This is a genomic window from Klebsiella sp. FDAARGOS_511 (assembly GCF_003812845.1).
GTDB classification, from domain to species: domain Bacteria; phylum Pseudomonadota; class Gammaproteobacteria; order Enterobacterales; family Enterobacteriaceae; genus Klebsiella; species Klebsiella grimontii.
The window spans coordinates 3015449-3031369 of sequence record NZ_CP033824.1 but is presented as its reverse complement, the minus strand read 5'-3'; the positions used below and the strand labels follow the sequence as shown (position 1 = coordinate 3031369).

The 15921-nt window shown below is 55.5% G+C and carries 13 protein-coding genes; 3 read left to right on the top strand and 10 right to left on the bottom strand.

The features are described 5' to 3' along the window. Positions 1–129: 129 nt before the first annotated feature. The 3 genes from EGY08_RS15550 (at position 130) to EGY08_RS15540 (ending at position 4992) form a co-directional block, all read left to right on the top strand. Entirely contained in the window at positions 130–1845 is a 1716-nt protein-coding gene (locus tag EGY08_RS15550) for an AsmA family protein (RefSeq protein WP_049113011.1), read from the top strand. A gap of 194 nt (positions 1846–2039) precedes the next feature. Next, positions 2040–3599 (top strand): PTS transporter subunit EIIC, encoded by a 1560-nt coding sequence (locus EGY08_RS15545; RefSeq protein WP_004126730.1) that lies wholly within the window; start codon positions 2040–2042, stop codon positions 3597–3599. A 13-nt stretch (positions 3600–3612) separates the two neighbouring features. Further along, positions 3613–4992, top strand: a complete 1380-nt coding sequence (locus EGY08_RS15540) for a glycoside hydrolase (RefSeq protein ID WP_004126731.1) — start codon at positions 3613–3615, stop codon at positions 4990–4992. A gap of 91 nt (positions 4993–5083) precedes the next feature. Here the strand turns inward: EGY08_RS15540 and EGY08_RS15535 are convergent, their stop codons facing one another. The 10 genes from EGY08_RS15535 to yicI form a co-directional block, all read right to left on the bottom strand. Continuing rightward, on the bottom strand, positions 5084–5815 hold the full coding sequence (locus tag EGY08_RS15535; RefSeq protein ID WP_004126732.1) for a MurR/RpiR family transcriptional regulator: 732 nt from the start codon (positions 5813–5815) through the stop codon (positions 5084–5086). 159 nt (positions 5816–5974) lie between these two features. Beyond that, on the bottom strand, positions 5975–6649 hold the full coding sequence (locus tag EGY08_RS15530; protein ID WP_112166061.1) for a D-lyxose/D-mannose family sugar isomerase: 675 nt from the start codon (positions 6647–6649) through the stop codon (positions 5975–5977). Further along, complete coding sequence (locus EGY08_RS15525) at positions 6630–7562, bottom strand: ROK family protein (protein ID WP_123828643.1); 933 nt, start codon at positions 7560–7562, stop codon at positions 6630–6632. The genes EGY08_RS15530 and EGY08_RS15525 overlap by 20 nt, the downstream gene beginning before the upstream one ends. Before the next feature lie 50 nt (positions 7563–7612). Then, on the bottom strand, positions 7613–8473 hold the full coding sequence (locus EGY08_RS15520; RefSeq protein ID WP_004126736.1) for a ketose-bisphosphate aldolase: 861 nt from the start codon (positions 8471–8473) through the stop codon (positions 7613–7615). Positions 8474–8553: 80 nt separating this feature from the next. Next, positions 8554–9405: a class II fructose-bisphosphate aldolase gene (locus tag EGY08_RS15515; protein ID WP_123828642.1), complete on the bottom strand. Its 852-nt coding sequence runs from the start codon at positions 9403–9405 to the stop codon at positions 8554–8556. 11 nt (positions 9406–9416) lie between these two features. Continuing rightward, the gene (locus EGY08_RS15510) at positions 9417–10508 is read right to left on the bottom strand and encodes a PTS fructose transporter subunit IIC (protein ID WP_004126739.1); all 1092 of its coding nucleotides are present in this window, start codon (positions 10506–10508) and stop codon (positions 9417–9419) included. A 23-nt stretch (positions 10509–10531) separates the two neighbouring features. Continuing rightward, a complete protein-coding gene (locus tag EGY08_RS15505) occupies positions 10532–10846 on the bottom strand; it encodes a PTS fructose transporter subunit IIB (protein ID WP_087828387.1) in 315 nt (104 codons plus the stop codon). 21 nt (positions 10847–10867) lie between these two features. Then, positions 10868–11338: a PTS sugar transporter subunit IIA gene (locus EGY08_RS15500; RefSeq protein WP_112166066.1), complete on the bottom strand. Its 471-nt coding sequence runs from the start codon at positions 11336–11338 to the stop codon at positions 10868–10870. Positions 11339–11348: 10 nt separating this feature from the next. Continuing rightward, positions 11349–12920, bottom strand: coding sequence for a BglG family transcription antiterminator (locus EGY08_RS15495; RefSeq protein WP_049113015.1), 1572 nt, complete (start codon positions 12918–12920; stop codon positions 11349–11351). Positions 12921–13593: 673 nt separating this feature from the next. Further along, complete coding sequence (gene yicI, locus EGY08_RS15490) at positions 13594–15912, bottom strand: alpha-xylosidase (RefSeq protein WP_123828641.1); 2319 nt, start codon at positions 15910–15912, stop codon at positions 13594–13596. Positions 15913–15921: the final 9 nt, after the last annotated feature.

Here is a 15921-nt window from a genome sequence, read left to right as displayed (position 1 = left end):
GGCCGCGCAATGCTGGTCGGGGCGTCTGCATCATCAACCTCACATCATCTCATTACACAATTCCTGTCTTGAGGATTGCGCATAATTCGGGCATAACAGCCTTATGTGCCTCGCTCAGGATCGAAGACCATGAAATTTCTCAGAAAGCTGATTCTCTGGCTGCTGATTGCCCTGCTGGTGGTGATTATTGCCGCTTACTTCCTGTTGCAAACCCAGTGGGGTGGGCGCCAGGCCAGCGCCTGGCTAAGCGACGGCACCGGTTGGAAGGTCTCTTTCAACAAGATGAACCATAATTTCTCCTCGCCGATGCACCTGCAGCTGCAAAACGTCACCCTCGGCCGCGACGGCAAACCCGCCACGCTGGTGGCGCAAACGGTGGATATTGGTTTTAGCAGCCGCCAGTTTAGCGACCCGCTGCATGCCGACGAAATCGTCCTCAGCGACGGCACGCTAAACTTTTCCCCTTCCTCTGCGGCGCTGCCATTCGCCGCCGACCGTCTGCAGCTGCGCAATATGGCGTTCAACAGCCCGGAGAGCGACTGGGATCTGAGCGCGCAGCGCGTCACCGGCGGCGTCAGCCCGTGGGCGCCGGAAGCGGGCAACGTGCTAGGTAAGAAAACGCAGATTCAGATCAGCGCCGGGTCGATGACGCTCAACGGTATTGAAGCCAGCAACGTGCTGATTCAGGGGAATATTGATAACGGCGAAGTGTCCCTCTCGACCATTGGAGCGGACGTCGCCCGCGGTACGCTCACCGGCACGGCGAAACGCAGCGCCGACGGCGGCTGGCAGGTCGATAATTTGCGCCTCAGCGAAATCCGCCTGCAAAGCGATAAATCCCTCGCCGACTTTTTCGCGCCGCTGACTACCCTGCCTTCGCTAGAGATTGGCCGCCTTGATGTCACCGACGCCAGCCTGCAGGGGCCTGACTGGGCGATCGCCGGTCTCGACCTTAATCTGCGCAACCTCACCCTGAGCCACGGCGACTGGCAAAGCCAGGAGGGTACGCTGTCGATGAACGCCAACGAGTTCATTTACGGCTCGCTGCATTTCCTCGACCCGATCCTTAACGCCGGGTTCTCACCGCAGGGCATCGCGCTGCGCCAGTTCACCTCACGCTGGGAGGGCGGCATGGTGCGCACGTCCGGTAACTGGCTGCGTGCCGGTCACGCCCTGGTGCTGGATGACGCGGCGTTTGCCGGGCTGGAATACACCCTGCCGGACAACTGGAAGCAGCTGTGGATGGCTCCGCTGCCCGACTGGCTGCAAAGCCTGACGCTGAGAAAGTTCAGCGCCAGCCGCAACCTGATTATCGATATTGAACCGGCGTTCCCGTGGCAAATCACCGCGCTCGACGGCTACGGCGGCGAGCTGCAGCTGGTGAAAAACCGCAGCTGGGGCGTGTGGAGCGGTAGCGCGACGCTGAACGCCGCCGCCGCGACGTTTAACCGGATTGACGTCCGCCGCCCGTCGCTGAAGCTGAGCGCCAACGCCTCAACGGTGAACGTTAACGAGCTCAGCGCCTTTACCGAACGAGGGATCCTGCAAGCCACCGCAGCGGTGTCGCAGCTCCCGCAGCGCCTGGTCAACCTGAGTCTCAACGGTCGCGGCGTGCCGCTGAATATTTTGCAGGCGTGGGGCTGGCCCGCGCTGCCGGTTTCCGGCGATGGTAACCTTCAGCTGACGGCGACCGGCAGCATGCTGGCGGATGCGCCGCTGAAGCCGACCGTCAACGGGCAGCTTAGCGCGATAAATATGGAAAAACAGCAGGTGGCGCAGGTGATGCGCAACGGGGAGATCATCAACGCCCCGACCCCTTCAGCGCCGGCGACAACGACTCCCTGACTTTCCCTCACCCTCTCCCCTCTCCCCACGGGAGAGGGGCCTGTTCCATTCGCGAAACCTGTTGCCATTAAGCGGCTGTTTGTACCTATTTCCCGCAACCTGTTCCTTTCAAATAGCGGACTTGCTATAACAAAAATACTGGAAGTTAAAAAAATAATTAAAGTCCCTGAACTTACAAAAATAAAGGAACGACCATGTCTGTAATACGTCAGCGTATTCTGGAGAATATGCAAAAATTCTCCAGAGCAATGATCGGTGCAGTATTGTTCTTGCCGGTCATTGGCTTAATTTTGGCACTCAGTTCAGTCTTAACTAACCCAACATTAATTTCGGAGACCAGTTTTTTACACCAGCTCGGACAGCTCCTCGGCGATACCTTCTGGCCATTATTTGGCAATCTGGGATTACTCTTTTGCGTCGGTATCAGCTATGGCCTGGCAAAAGATAAAAAAACCGAAGTGGCGCTGGTTTCGGTAATGTGTTTTATCATGTTTCTTGGCGCTAACCACTCGTGGCTGGAACATACCCACGGACTCGCGGAAAAAATTAACGGCGAATATTACGGTACCGGGCAGACTCAGCTGCTGGGGTTTGTGGTAGTCGATATGGGGGTCTTCCTCGGGATTATTCTCGGCTGCACCATCGCCTGGGTGCATAACAAAGTCTCGACGATTGAACTGCCCGGCGCGCTCTCCATGTACGGCGGAGCCAAGCTGACGCTGGTGGCGATGACGCCGATCGTCATTCTCTACGCTATCGCCTTTACCTGGATCTGGCCGTTTATGACCCACGGCATCGCGGCGCTGACCGGCTTTATGAAAAACGCCGGCGTGGCCGGGGTCTTCGTCTATGGCTTCTTTGAAAAATTCCTCATCCCCACCGGCCTGCACCACTTCGTCTGGTCGCCGTTCCAGCTCACCCAAATCGGCGGGACGCTGAGCGTCGACGGCCAGGTCGTCTCCGGCACCCAGGCGATTTTCCTCGCCTATATGCGCCACCCGGATTTAACCCCAGTGATGAACGAGGCGCTGCGTTTCTCGCAGCAGGGAATGACCACCATCTTCGGCCTGGCCGGCGCCTCACTGGCGTTCTACCACACGGCGAAACCGGAGAAAAAAATGATGGCCAAAGCGATTCTGCTGCCGGCCATTATCACCTCCATGCTCACCGGCATCACCGAGCCGATTGAGTTTACCTTCCTGTTCGTTTCGCCGCTGCTGTGGGTGATCCACGCCACCTTAACCGCGGCCTCGCAGGCGATTTGCGACATCTTCACCGTGCGTCCCTGGGGCGCTTCCGGGCTGATTGAGTTCCTGATTTACAACCTGCCGCTGCCGGTCTCCCTGACGCGCTGGCCCGGCTACGTGCTTATCGGGCTCGGTCAGTTCGCCGTCTACTACGTTATCTTCCGCACCCTTGTCATTAAGTTGAATCTCAAAACACCGGGTCGTGAAGACGATGAAAACGTGAAGTTATATAGCAAGGCGGATTATCGTAAAAAAATGGGCGAACCGCAGTCGGTGACTAACGAAATTATCAATGGCTTGGGCGGTAAAGAAAACATTATTTCCGTCGATAACTGTTTCACCCGCCTGCGCGTCGCTATTCATAATATGGATCTGGTTGACGATACGATATTAAAAAGCACCGGCGCAAATGGCGTAGTACGAAATCGAAATGAAGTTCAGGTTATTTACGGCGTCAAAGTCGGACAGGTTCGTTCCCGGGTTGATAGCTGGCTAGCAGAAAATTAATTAGGAGTGATTTATGAAATTAACCGTATTAGGCGGGGGCGGCGTTCGCTCTGCGTTTCTGGCAAAATCTCTGGCATATAACGCGCACCGCATTGGGTTAACGGAAGTGGTATTTCTCGACAGCTCCGCTGAGAACCTGGCGATATTCGGCGAGATTGCCCGCTATGTGTTTAATGCTATTCGCCCGGATATTCACTTCAGCGTAACCAGCGACCCGGTGCCCGCGCTGAAAAATAGCCACTATGTGATCACCACCCTGCGGGTCGGCGGCGATGAGAGCCGGATCCGCGACGAGCGTATCGCCCTGGAGCACAATACGCTGGGCCAGGAGACCACCGGGGCGGGCGGATTCGCCATGGCGATGCGCTCCATTCCGGCGATTCTCAACTACTGCCGCCTGATTGAAGAGCATGCCGCCGAAGATGCCATTTTGTTTAACTTCACCAACCCGTCGGGCCTGGTCACCGAGGCGATTATCAAATCCGGCTTTAAGCGTCGGGTGTATGGCATCTGCGACGCGCCGTCGGAGCTGATTCGCGAGCTGCCCGAGATCCTCGGCTGCGACGAGCGCGATCTCGGCGTCGAGTGCTACGGGCTGAACCACTTCTCCTGGTTTACCCACTTCACCGTGCGCGGCGAGGATGTCACCGAGCGTCTGATCGCCAGCCCGGACCTGTATCGCAAGACGGCAATGCAGTACTTTTCACCGGAGCTGGTACAGCTGTGCGATAAGCAGCTGCTGAATGAATATCTTTATTACTACTATTATCGCGAAGTGGCCTTAAAAGCGATTCAGAACGCGCCGGAAACCCGCGGCGAGCAGATTGCCCGTATCAATCACGATATGCGCGAAGAGCTGCGAACTGTGGATGTGAAAGCCAACCCGGAAGCGGCGTTTACCCTCTGGATGAAGCACTATCTGCGCCGGGAAAATAGCTATATGCAGAACGAGTCGCAGCAGGAAAAATTCCATACCCGCGAGCCGTTGACCTTAAAGCAGTTTATCGAGGAGCCGGATACCGGCGGTTACGCTGGCGTGGCGCTGGATATTCTGGAAGCGGTCAACAGCACCACCACCAAGCGTATCGTGGTGTCGATGTCGAACAACGGCACGCTGGACTTCCTGCGCCCGGATGATGTGATTGAGATCAGCTGCGACCTGAGTAAAGACGGCCTGAAGCCGGTGACGCCGAAGCATGTGCCAACGGCGCAGAAAAACATGATCGCCAGCGTGAAGGAGTATGAGCGGCTGGCGGTGGCGGCGATTCTGCAGCGCGATAAATCGCTGGCGATACGGGCTCTGATGGCGCATCCGCTGGTCGGCTCGTATTCGCTGGCGAAAACGTTGGTTGAAGCCTATCTCGACGATAAGCAGTTCGCCGACTGGCGATAAACGCCCGGAGAAATCCCCCGGATAGCGGCTAACGCCTTATCCGGGCTACAGGTTCATCGCCAACTGCGGGCCGGTAGCCCGGACAGGCGCCTCAGGCGCCGCCTCCGGGAAGGCCCGCCTGCATAAACCACATCTTCAGTAGCCGCTCAAAGCCGAGTATGCAGTAGCCGAAGAATGGATTGCTCCAGTAAATATCGTCATCAAACTTCTGCGGGTCATGAATGATAAACGCCGTATCCGCCGCCTGCGCCAGCGGGCTTTGATAATCGCCGGTAAAGCAGACCAGGTTAATCTCCTTGCCTTCCAGCGCTTTCACCCAGTTCAGCGCCGAACTGCTGCGTCCGGATTTGGAAATAATCCAGATCGAATCAAATTTGGCGGCGTTCTTCTGCTCGAGGATTTCGTAATCCGGCCACAGCGCCAGGCTGGCATTCACCCCGGTTACCAAAAATTTATTGTAAATATACTGGGCGATCAGCTGCGAAAAGCCGCTGCCGTGAATCAAAATGCGGTGATGTTGCAGGCTTTCCAGCAGCGGAGCTATCCGCTCCGCCGGCTGAATGCTCATATAATCGATGTCGTTGGTCACATCGAGTTTGGGCATAGTGATATTGAATTTAATAAAATAGACCAGCTCCAGCCAGCCGCTGAATTTCAGCTTCTTCGCCAGGCGTACCAGCGAAGAGGGATTACTATAACAGTGCTCCGCCACGGCGCGGATCCCCTCACGAACGCATTGCTCAGGATCGTTCTGAATAAAACGCAGCACGGTCATTTCCGTTTTGCTTAGCTTAACGTCACGAAAGATGTTTTCTAAATCCATACCGGGCTCCTCTCAGCGCTAAACTACGCTATCACCCGGCGGCGCTGGCGTCTGTGGCATTAATCACCAGAATGAAATGAACATTACTTTTTTAGATAAAATGGAATAAAAAAACCCTCCGGTAAAGAGGGTGATGGATTCAGCAACGTCTATCTCTTTTCAGCGCTCGTACTCACTGCACAATAACCATTTTTTCGGTTCATCTTCCTGAATCATCGGGAAACGGCCGCTATCTTCCAGAAAACGGTTATCGCGCTTATCATCATTCACCATCGAAATTTCCCAGCCCATCACCAGCGCGTTTTCAGCCCAAAAACGGTGGTACAGCGTAGGCGGCAAGCAAACACCTTGCCCGGGGTTAAGAACCAGGGTTTCTGTCGGTTTCAGCGTGCGCTGGCGGCCATCAACCGCGACGCTCACGCTGCGCTGCATATCCAGCCGTTCATCCTCTGTCGCCCATGCCAGCTGCAGACAGAGCCGGCCGCCGCCGCGGTTCAGAATATCTTCCATTTTGTGATAATGAAAATGCCAGGGGGTTTGCTGATCTTGCTGAATCTGCAACATTTTCTCGGCGTAGGGTTTGGGATAGCGCGAATCGCCCAGCGCGCCATTACGCAGGGTCAACAGCGTCAGTCCGGTTTCCTGAAAACGGCCGCTGCCAAAATCGGTAATATCCCAGCCAAGCTGTAGATCCCGAACTTCTCGCCACTCTTCAATCCGCTTTTTCGCCCAGATATCGGCGGTAAAGCAGGCAAACTCGGGTAAACAAATGCGAAAGGACTCGGCGATAGCGTGCGCTTTATCAATCGCGTAGTTAATCTGTGAACGTTTCATTTTCGACTCCGCTTCGGACGGCCAGCCAGGCTGCGCCGCGCATACCGCTACTGTCGCCATGTCGGGCAGGCACGATGGGGGTGATGAAATGGTCGGTAAACACCAGCGGGGCAACATCCGCCGCCAGGTCGTTCACCAGCAGCGCCACGTTAGACAGACCGCCGCCGAGAACAATCACGCCGGGATCGATAAGATTCACCACCGTCGCCAGCGTCCGCGCCAGCTGCTGGCGAAAGCGCAGCACCTGCTCGCAGGCGGCATGCTCGCCCTCCAGCGCCCGGGCGATAATAGCCTGACTGCTGAGCGCCTCCCGGGTCAGCAAACGATAGCGCGCGCTCAGCCCGGTGCCGGAAATAAAGGACTCGACGCAATTATATTTTCCGCAATAACAGCGCGCGGGCGGCCCATCGTTGACCTCCTGATATCCCGGCAGCGTGATATGCCCGCACTCCGCCGCAATCCCTGACGCGCCGGAGAAAATCTGGCGATTAAGCGCAATACCGCCCCCGCATCCGGTCCCCAGCGTCATGCCAAATACCAGCGAATAATCGGCACCTGCGCCATCGCAGGCTTCTGATAAAGCGAAACAGTTGCCATCGTTCGCCAGCACAACCGGCTGGCCCAGGCGCTGCTCAAGCTCATCCTGTAAGCGGCAGCCGTTGATGACCTGAATATTGGCATTGCGGATCTTGCCGGTCTGCGGGGAGATACTTCCCGGCAGGGCGATACCGATAGCCAAAGGCTGAGCCAGCTCATCACCAATCGCGGTGATTAACGCCACCAGCGTTGCAATAAACTGCTGCCGGGTCTGTTTTCGCGTTTCAACGCGAAAACGCCTCCATTCATGGCCTTGTTCATCCATCACCACGGCGGCGATTTTGCTCCCGCCGATATCCAGCCCCAAATACTTCATACCGGCCTCCTTATTGATAGCGAGGCAGGTTTCCCCGCCCCGCCGGGGGATTAGTACAGGCTGGCCTTGCCGGTGGAGCCAAAGAGCTTCATTTTGTGGCGAATCACCTTCCGCGCGGCGTCAATCGGTTCCGGATAAATGACATTCGGATCCCACCATGTCTCTTTTGTCAGAATTTCGCGCACTTTCTGGAAATAGGCATATTTCATATCGCTGGAAATATTGATTTTGCCAACGCCAAGCGTAACGGATTCCGCAATTTCCGCATCCGGATTAGCCGAGCCGCCGTGCAGCACCAGCGGAATCGACAGACGCCCGGCGATATCGCGCAGAATGTGCATCTGCAGCTCCGGCTGCATCCCCTTCGGATAGATACCGTGTGCGGTGCCAATCGCTACCGCCAGCGTATCTACGCCGGTACGGGCGACGAAATCTTCCGCCTGTGCCGGGTCGGTATAGGTGACTTCTGACACGCCGCCTTCCACGGAAGTCCCGGTCTGGCCGATGGTTCCCAGCTCACCTTCCACCGACACGCCCACCGCGTGCGCCAGCTGCACCACTTCGTGGGTCAGGGCGACGTTTTCTTCATAAGGCAGTAACGAACCATCGATCATGACCGAGGTGAAGCCACACTGAATGGCGCGCAGAACATGTTCCACCGATGCACCATGATCCAGATGCAGGGTGAAAGGCACGCGGCTGCGCTGGGTGATATCCCGCACGTAGCTAAAAAACGCGTCGCCAACAAAATCGTGCTCGCTGGGGTGAATGGAAATAATCGCCGGCGTATTTGTCGCTTCCGCCTCTTCCACCACGGCGCGAATAAAACAGCTATCCGCCACGTTAAATGCGCCGATAGCAAAACCATGTTCACGGGTGGGTTTAAGTAATTCGTGCATTGAAACTAACATCGTTATTCTCCAGTTTCAGGGTGTGGTAAGCCCTGCCAGGGCATACGGGCGCTGGCATGGAAGGCCTTACTGAGATTTAATCAGGCTTTGTTGATTGAGCCGGATGCGTGTAAATAGGGAACGATGGCGTCAGCGCTGGCCTGCTCCATCACCGATAGCGCATCGGCCAGCTCAATGGTGCTGTCGTGGCACAGGGTGTGCAGCAGCGCCGCTTTCCCCGCTTCAAATACCGCCGCCCCAACGTTGATTTTTGCGACCCCGAATTCCGGGCAACGTTGCAGCTGCTCGAACGGCGTACCGCTCCCGCCGTGCAGCGCCAGTGGCACGGATGACGCGCGCTGTATCTGCGCCAGGCGGTCGAAATCGAGCATTGGTTTTACACCGGGAGCGTACATACCGTGGGCGGTTCCCACGGAGACCGCCAGCAGGTCAATCCCGGTCTGTTCGATAAAGGGAGGGACGTCCTCCGGCTGAGTCATTAAATCGGCATTGCTGGCCTGGTCGTAGCGCGGCGCATCCGCCAGGTGCCCCAGTTCGCCCTCCACGCACAGCCCGACGCTGGCGGCCAGTTCAACGACCTCTCGGGTCTGGCGGATGTTCTCCGCCAGCGCGAACGCCGAAGCATCGATCATTAACCCGCTAAATCCGGTGCGGAAAGCCTGACGTATTTTTATCGGGTCTTTGCCGTGATCGAGACTTAACGTCACGGGTACGCTCGCCTCCTCCGCCAGTACCCTGACTACCGCCGCCGCCGTGGTCGCCGGAAAGTGCGACAGATGCCCCTGATACAGGTTGAGAATAATCGGCGCGCGATGTTTTTCCGCCACGCGCACCGCCGCGCGTGCGCTTTCCAGGTTCATGCAGTTAATCGCCAGCAGGGCATACCGTTCACGCCAGGCTTTGATCACCATACTTTTCATATCGGCAAACATAGGGCCTCCGTTTATTCGAGGGTAAAGGTGATTTCGTCGTCTTTGACCTTTTGGTCGTTCAGCTCATCAAACTCTTCATCACGCTCGGTTACCGGCTTTTTCCACAGCGAGAGCATCACACCGCAAATCACGGTGCCAATCGCCAGAGAGAGGCAGAACAGCAGGGGATGCGTAAAGAGCGGCACCACGAACATCCCACCGTGCGGCACCGGACTCTCCACGCCCCAGGTCATGATCAGGCCACCAGCCACCGCTGACGCCACCACGCAGGATCCCACGACGCGCAGCAGATCGCGGGCGGCGATGGGGATCACCCCTTCGGTGATCATGCAGATCCCCATCGGGAACGCGGCCTTCAGAGCTTCGCGTTCGGCACGGGTATATTTATGCCGGGTCAGCAGGAACGAGAGGGTGATGCCGAACGGCGGAATGATCGAACCCACAAACTTCACCGCTTCCGGGCCATAAACGCCGCTGACCAGCAGACCATCGGCAAACAGCGACATGGTTTTATTCACCGGGCCGCCAAAGTCGAAGGTCGCCATGGCGCCAAGGATGGCGCCCAGCAGGAAACGCGAGCCGCCCTGCATCGACTCCAGCAGGTGAATCAGCGCTTCTTGCAGCCAGGCAATGGGCTTGCCGATCAGGGTCATCATCAGCAAACCGCTAATGATGGTACTTAATACCGGCAGCACCATAATCGGCATCAGCCCCTGCATCGACTTCGGCAGCCGAATATAGTGCTTCAGCGCCAGTACCGTGTAGCCCACGAGGAAGCCGCCCAGCATGCCGCCAATAAAACCGGTATGAATTTGCCCGCAGACAAAGCCCACGATCAAACCCGGAGCAAATCCAGGACGATCGGCAATGGAGTAAGCGATAGCGGCGCAGATCAAGGGCACAATCAGCCCCATTCCCCAGCCGCCGATTTGGTTTAACATCCACGGAATGGTGCCGGTTTTCTCGCCTACGTTCGTCCCGCCAAGGACTTGTCCCAGCGCGATACAGATCCCGGCGGCGACGATCAGCGGTATCATCCATGAAATACCGGTTAATAGATGCTTCTTAATTTCCTGTGAGACGGGAGTTTTATTCTCACTCATGGTAGATCCCTCCAGATTAAGGATCAGGCATTCGCTAAGGATTTTTCGACCTTTTCGATAAACTGAATCGGCGACTTAATCACGACTTCCGTTTTTACTCTGACAATCCGTTTATTTTTAAAACGCTCTTCGCCTTTGATTTTCACATCAATGGCAAGAATAACGACATCCGCAGCGTCAATATCTTCCGCCGCCAGTTCATTTTCAGTTCCAATGGTTCCCTGAGTTTCGACTTTGACATTATGGCCCAGCGCTCTCGCGCCTTTAATCAGCTTCTCACGTGCAATATAAGTATGAGCAATACCTGCGGTACAGGCAGCAACACAGACAATATTCATCTCGGACTCCGCTAGTTATTGTTAGTAAATGTCCGGCTCGGCATATTGGTTAAACAGATCAATAATCCTCTGCGGACTGGTTTCTTTGAGCAGTTGTTCAATAATGTCATCATCCGCCAGCGCTCCAGCGACCTGGGACAACAGGCGAATATGGGTGGTATTTTGATCTTCCAGACGAACGGCAAATAAAATAATGCAGCGTACCTGGCTGCCGTCCAGCGTTTCCCAGGCGATATCCTGCCGGGTGCGGCCAATGGCAAGGGTAGTATTAACAACGGCGGAAGACTTTCCATGCGGGATCGCAATATGATTTTCAAACCCCGTTGAGCCTTCCGACTCACGCTGCCAGACATCCTGAATAAAGGTTTCACGACAGCTTATCGCCCCATCTTTTTGTAATAAGTCGGTTAACTCCTCGATGGCTTCCGCTTTATTCGTAGCGTGCATATCTAACAAAACGCGTTTGGTGTTTAAAATCCTGGTTATGTCCATATTCTTTACCTCATGGATATAAAACTTCATTATCTACAGCAGATATTGCCGCACGATGTAATTTGTCGGTAACGATTTTTTCCGTAACCCGTCGGATATCGGCATCATTAAAAAAAGCGCTAACATAGACTACCGGCAAAGCTATTTCTGGCAGATTAATCGTCGAAATAACCAGTTCAATCTTGTCCTGCGGTTGAAGGGTATGCAGACTGCTTGCCGAAACTACGCCGACGATGGTCCAGTCTGGAAACGCTCTCAACACTCTACTTTTCAACAGGTGAGATGTGCCGATTCCGGTAGAACAAACCAGCAGAACGCGCTTGCTGGCGACCTGTCTTTCCATCGCCGCCTGGAAATGAACGGTGAGATAGCCAATCTCGTCGTCGGAAACCGCATGCTCGCCCCAGCAGCTAAAAACCTGATTGACCGCCCGTTGGGTGAGCGGCCACACGTCCGTCAGCTCGCCCTTGATATCCTCCAGCAGAGGGTTACGAATATAAATCCGAAAATTTAGGCGATTAATGAGCGGCTTAATATGAATGAGCAGACCATCGTATAACGCGCGATCGGCGGTTAAATCGAGATCAATCATGGTGGAAAAAGCGCTAATCAGGCGATCGGTAATTTGTCGGGCCTCATCGCTAGAATGCATATAGCGCGCCATACTGACGTCATCACGCTCTTCCACCACAACGCCAGATGAGATGATGTACTGATAAATAAACCAGACTTCATCTTCCGGCAGCGAATGATCAATACGGTGTTCAATTTTTCGTAGCATATTCTGGGCAACGCTAAATATCGTCTCATCAAAAATCTGCTGCCCCTGTTCACGCCGCGGTAAGGCATTCCCACGGGTAATGCGATACATCATAATCAGGATATGGGTAAAAATATTCACATAATACGGTTCGCCTAATGACCAGCACAGCTTGCGCTCCATTTCCTGTAATAATGACTGAACAAATAAAACGTCATCCTCACCAAAATAATGCACCAGCGCTTTATAGCTTCCTGAGTCCAGTCGGGAATGGATAATACAACCGGGCTCATTATGATTAATCACCCCATTAATTAATGACGCCATCGCCTGGCGGACGCTGTTTTCGCTGCCTTCAATATGCGTCCCGCTCTGGCTACGAATCAGCGCTAAGCCGAGCGGAGCAATCCATGATTCAATAATTTTCAGGTCATTAACGATAGAAGCGCTACTGATAAAATAACGCTCAGAGAGCTTATTTATTGATGTCTCCCGCGGCGTCTCACTTAACAGCTGCGAAGCAATTTTCACGCGCCGGGAGTTATTCATCATGACATCGCTGTCCTCCCCCTCGTTACCGAGTAATTGGTCTAATTGCAGCAGGTCCGCGACATTATCAGCGATCAGCATCACGCCGGTACCTGAGCGTTTATCGATAGTCATTTTCCACTCAGATAACCACTGTTCTAAAAAGCGTAAATCACGCTGAACCGTTTTTTCTGAAACATTTAAATATTCAGCAATTTTCATCAGCGTAACGTATTCTCTGCGGGGCAGGAGAAATTTCAATAATCTGTTCTGTCGTGAGGTAATCATTTGCATTATTTACCCTTTTTGCATACCAGATTAATGCCTGGAGGCCAGCGCGATACCACGCGAGCGCTACATAAATCATTGAGGATAAATATAAGTAGCTGAGGCGTAAACAACAATACTAAATTTTGTCCAGACATCCGGACAGAAATAAAACGAAGAAAGGGATTAGGGAATAATTATAATTCAGATCACATTTCAGGAAGAAATATACGTGATAGCGATCTCAATTCATCATAAGAATATATCCGGACCGCCTTTAGCAATACAGCATTCCCGGAGCCGGTACTTGATGCGCCTTGTCCGGGCTACCGGCGTGCAGACGATGGGGAGCCTGTAAACCCGCTAAGCGCTGCGCGAGCCGGGGAAAAGCGGAGGTTACATTGCGCGTTGTTTCCCCGGAGGCGGCGCTTGACGCGCCTTGTCCGGGCTACTGGCCCGCAGACGATGGGGAGCCTGTAGCCCGGCTAAGCGTAGCGCGAGCCGGGGAAAAGCGGAGGTTACATTGCGCGTTGTTTCCCCGGAGGCGGCGCTTGACGCGCCTTGTCCGGGCTACTGGCCCGCAGACGATGGGGGGCCTGTAGCCCGGCTAAGCGTAGCGCGAGCCGGGGAAAAGCGGAGGCTGCATTGCGCCTCTAACCCGGGAGGCGGCGCCTGATGCGCCTGTCCGGCTACAAAGCGCTTACAGCGTAATCGTCAACGCATTGTCCTGCGCGGTCACCACCACGCCCAGCTCGCTACCCGCCTGCGCGCCGCCCTGCACGCCGGCAACGTGCTGGATATTGCGCAGGCATAGCATCCAGCCGCCGGCCTCGCCGTCACCGCTGACGGTGATGACATTGCCCTGGCGTTTTGCCGTCAGGGTAAAGACCACCGACCCGTCCGCGGCTGGCACCTGGCAGACGGCTTCGCGACCATCGTCGAGGCTAAACAGTTGGAAGGCGGTACCTTCGTTCCACGCGTAGTCTGGCTTCTGGTCATTGTTACCCAATGCCAGCAGAGTGTTATCACGCACGTACACCGGCAGGCTCAGCACATCGTGATTCTGCTTATGCCAGCGGCTACCTTGTGCTTCATCATTACGCCACAGATGGGTCCAGCGGCCTTCCGGCAGATAGAACTGCACGTCGCCCGCTTCGCTAAACACCGGCGCCACCAGCACGGAATCCCCCAGCATGTACTGCCGATCCAGATAGTCGCAGGCCGGGTCGTGCGGGAACTCCAGCACCATCGAACGCAGCATCGGCGTACCGAACTCATTGGCCAGCGCCGCCTGCCGGTACAGATACGGCATCATGCGGCATTTCAGCTGCGTGAAGTGGCGCACCACGTCGCAGGACTCGTCATCGTAGGCCCACGGCACGCGATAGGATTTGCTGCCGTGCAGCCGGCTGTGGCTCGACAGCAGGCCGAAGGCGCACCAGCGCTTGTAGACGTGGGCGGGCGCGGTGTTTTCGAAGCCGCCGATATCGTGGCTCCAGAACCCAAAGCCGGACATGCCGATCGACAGGCCGCCGCGCAGGCTTTCCGCCATCGATTCATAGTTGGCGTAGCAGTCGCCGCCCCAGTGCACCGGGAACTGCTGTGCGCCCACCGAGGCGGAACGCGCGAACAGCACCGCTTCTTTCTCGCCGACGGTCTCTTTCAGCACGTTCCACACCAGCTCGTTATAGATGAAGGCGTAGTGGTTGTGCATTTTTTGCGGATCGGAACCATCAAACCACTGCACGTCGGTCGGGATACGCTCGCCGAAGTCGGTCTTGAAGCAGTCAACGCCCATCGCCACCAGGCCTTTCAGCTTGTCGGCATACCACTGGCAAGCTTGCGGATTAGTGAAATCATAAATCGCCAGGCCCGGCTGCCATTTATCCCACTGCCACAGCGAACCGTCCGGGCGTTTCAGCAGATAGCCTTTCTCCTGCAGCTCTTTAAACACCGGCGAACGCTGGCCGATATAGGGGTTAATCCACACGCAGACCTTCAGCCCTTTCTCTTTCAGGCGCTTAATCATGCCTTCCGGGTCCGGGAAGGTCACCGGATCCCATTCAAAATCGCACCACTGGAAAGCCTTCATCCAGAAGCAGTCAAAGTGGAACACGTGCAGCGGCAGGTTGCGCTCCGCCATGCCGTCGATAAAGCGGTTAACCGTCGCTTCATCGTAGTTGGTCGTGAACGAGGTGGTCAGCCACAGGCCAAAAGACCAGGCCGGCGGCAGCGCCGGACGCCCGGTAAACCGGGTATAGCGGTTCAGCACCTCTTTCGGGGTCGGGCCATCGATCACGAAGTACTCCAGGTATTCACCTTCGACGCTGAACTGCACCTTAGAGACTTTCTCGGAGCCGATTTCGAAAGAGACGCGCTCCGGATGATTAACCAGCACGCCGTAGCCGCGGTTAGTCAGATAGAACGGGATATTTTTGTACGACTGTTCGGTGCTGGTGCCGCCGTCTTCGTTCCAGGTGTCGACCGTCTGACCGTTGCGCACCAGCGCGGTAAAGCGCTCGCCGAGGCCGTAAACGGTGTCGCCGACGCCGAGATCCAGGCGCTCGAACATATAGTTGCGGTTGGTTTTCGTATCCTGCACGTAGCCGTCGTTTTTCAGCTGGCTACCGGTAATCCGCACGCCGTCGCGCAGGAAATCCAACGACCAGAAGTCGCCTTTCGTGACGCGTGCGGTCAAATTGCCGCTCTTCAGCTCGGCAAATTCAGCGCCGTTGTGAATCTCCACCTTCACATCTTTTACAACGTTCAGCGGATAATGCGGGCCGTTGTTCAGCGCGCCCTGAAAATGCTCCATGCGTACGCCGATCACCCCTTCCTGCGGAGAGAAGAAGCGCACGGTAAAGAGCGGAACGTCCAGCTGGGCGGCGCGCTCGCGCACTTCGCGCGACGCGACATAGACCACCATGTCGTTACCCTGTTGCTCAACCTCGTATACTTGTACGGGTTGGATCAGATTGAGTCCGGGTTGGACAAGCCAGTTTCCATCACTGATTTTCATCAATATCTT